Here is a 2,609-nt window from a genome sequence, read left to right on the forward strand (position 1 = left end):
CGGCGGGTGCCCAGCCGCCTGCCACGCCCTCAGCGCCTCGTCCAGGGCCAGGTCAAGCGCGGCGCGGCCCACACCGTCGCCGAGACCGGCGTTCACCGCGGCGGAGGGCGACGCCTCCTCCCATGGGGTGTCCGGGCGGCGGACCGTGCCGCCCGGACCGAGGTCCGGCCACACGGTCGCCGTTGCGCGGGCGCGGTCATAGGCCAACACGGCAGGGCTCTGCGGAGAGTCAACGCCGGAGAGTGCCGCGAGGTGGGTCACGCTCCGCCGTCCCACCTGGTGGTACGCCGCGAGCACCGGCACACCGTCGGCGAACGACGACCACAGCTCCACCCGGCCGGCATCCCGGTCGACGCCCAGCACCTGGTCGCCGGGCAGCGCGGCCAGCAGGGTGAGCCCCGGCCGCCACCCCGGCCGCTTCCAGCGGACGGTGACCTCCAGCCCACGGTCGTCCGGCCGGAGACGAAGGGCGAGCAGGTGGAGGTCGCCGCTCACGCTGTCGTAGCAGAGCACGTCGTCGTGGCCGCCGCCCGGCGCCGCCACCGGAGCCAGGTGCGTCCAGCGGCCCAGGCTGGGGCCGTCCACCGCCGGCAGGGAGCCCTCGACCGCCAGCACGGACAGCGAGCCGGTCGTCCGGTGGTACAGCAGGAGCACGGGACCGCTGCTGCCCGCCAGCCGCATCGGCACCGCGTGTGTCCAGGCGGGCAACTGGTCGCGGGTGACGACTGCGTCGATGGACAGGCCCTCCTCGCCCCTGGTCACCTCGACGACCAGGATCGACCGTTCGGCCGGGTAGGTCAGCACGGCCCGGCCGAGCCGACCTCCGCCCGGGCCTTCGCCACCGGACCCGCCGGAGTCCTCACGCAGCACGACGGCGTCCTCGGCGCCCGGCGGGAAGCCGTTCTGCGCAAGGACCTGGGTCCCGCCGCGGGCGTCCACGGCGGCGACCGCCAGGCCGCCGGCGTGTGCCCGGCCGAGCAGCACCAGCGGCCGTCCCGACCCCGGCTCCGCCGCGCCGAGCCCGGCGACCTGGCTCCGGCCGCCGACCGGGACGTCCTGCCCGCCGGGCGCGGTGAGGTCCACCAGCGCCAGGTGGCTCACCGCGGTGCCGACCCGGCCGGCCTTGCGGACGGTCGCCGCCCCGCACGCCTGCAGCAGCGCCAGCACCGCCCCCGTGCCGGCACGTACCGCCGCAGCGCCGGCGGTGAGCGCGTCGCGCACCGTGGCCGGCAGGTCGCGACCCGGCAGGAACGCCAGCAGCGCCGCCTTCAACACCGCCTCAGCGTCAACCGGGACCACGATGTCGGCGCTCAGTCCCAGCTCGTAGGCGCTGCCGCCGGCCGGGTCCTGGCTGCGCACCAGGCTCCACCGCCGGCGGTCGCCAAGCTGCGCCCGGCAGGCGGCGAACAGCTCCAGGCAGCGGGCCAGACCGGGGGCCAGCGCCGGCTCGGTGTCGCCGTCGAAGAAGTACCCGGCCCGCAGCGCCGACCCCAGCGCCTCCAGCGCGGCCCGCTGCGCCGGCGGCAGCAGCCGCCCGCGGTACGCCTCGTCGGTGGCCGGGGTCGACGCCGGCAGCACCAGCCGGTCCCGCCGCACCTGGGCCAGGAACGCCAGCCGGGCGGCGCGCGCGGCCGCCTCGCCGGCCGGCGACGCCGACATCAGCAGCAGCCCGACCGAGTACGGCCGCACCTGCTCGACGATCCGCACCCGGCGGGTCGCGCCGAGCTCGCCCAGCCATCCGCGCGGTCTGTCCTGCGGTCCGCCGCTGCCGTTGACGGCCTCGGCGACGCCGGCCGGCGTCGGCATCGAGAAGGCACGCAGCGCCAGCAGCCGGCGGCGGTAGTCCTCGTCGTTCTCCAACCCGGTTGGCTCGGTCCGGGGACCGGTGAACACCTGCGGCGGCAGCCCGCTCCGGCCGAGCAACCGGTCACCGAACCGCGCCGCCCCGAGGTCGGCGCCGTGCCGGTCCAGGACCGCGCGGCGGGCGTTGGCCACCGCCCGGGACGCGCTGACCTCCCGTGCCGCGCACCGCAGCCGGGCCTTCTCGGCACCGATCAGGTACAGCAGCCGGCCCATCGTGCCCTGCACCAGGGTGACCGACAGCAGGGCGCGCAGCTCGCGCGGCGCAACCGGGGTGGCCGGCCCGCCGGCGGTTACCCACCGCGCCTTGACCTGCAGCGCCAACAGGTCGAACGCCGGTGCGAAGACGAACGGCCACACCGGCAGCATCGCCCCCCGCTCGCTGAACGGCGCGTACCGGACCGGGATCGTGACCTGCGGCCCGCCCGAGCCGTCCGACTCCGGCCCGGGCAGGCCGACCTCGACGGCCAGCTCGTCGAGGTCCAGGTCACGCTCCAGGGTGAGCAGCACCAGCGGCTCGCGGTCCCAGGTCAGCCGGACGGTGCCGGTGTCGTCCAGCGGGAAGGACTCGTGCGCGGCACCGGCCGACAGCACCCCCGTGAGGTGGTCGGCGAGGTTGACGAAGGACGCCGACCGCGGGCCGTCCGGGTCCGCGACCGTCATCGGGTCGTGCGGGGTCATCGGGTCGCGATCCGCAGCTCGTCGAGCTGTTCCACGTAGGTCGGGATGCTGGTCGGCCCCACCACGAC

General features: G+C 76.8%; 1 pseudogene. It reads right to left on the minus strand.

Annotation, left to right across the window (positions count from 1 at the left end):
• Nucleotides 1-2,541 (minus strand): annotated as a pseudogene (locus AC08OP_RS11300) (hypothetical protein); the annotation flags it as partial.
• Nucleotides 2,542-2,609 lie beyond the last annotated feature (68 nt).

The sequence above is a fragment of the Frankia sp. CeRuru1 genome, assembly GCF_977966315.1.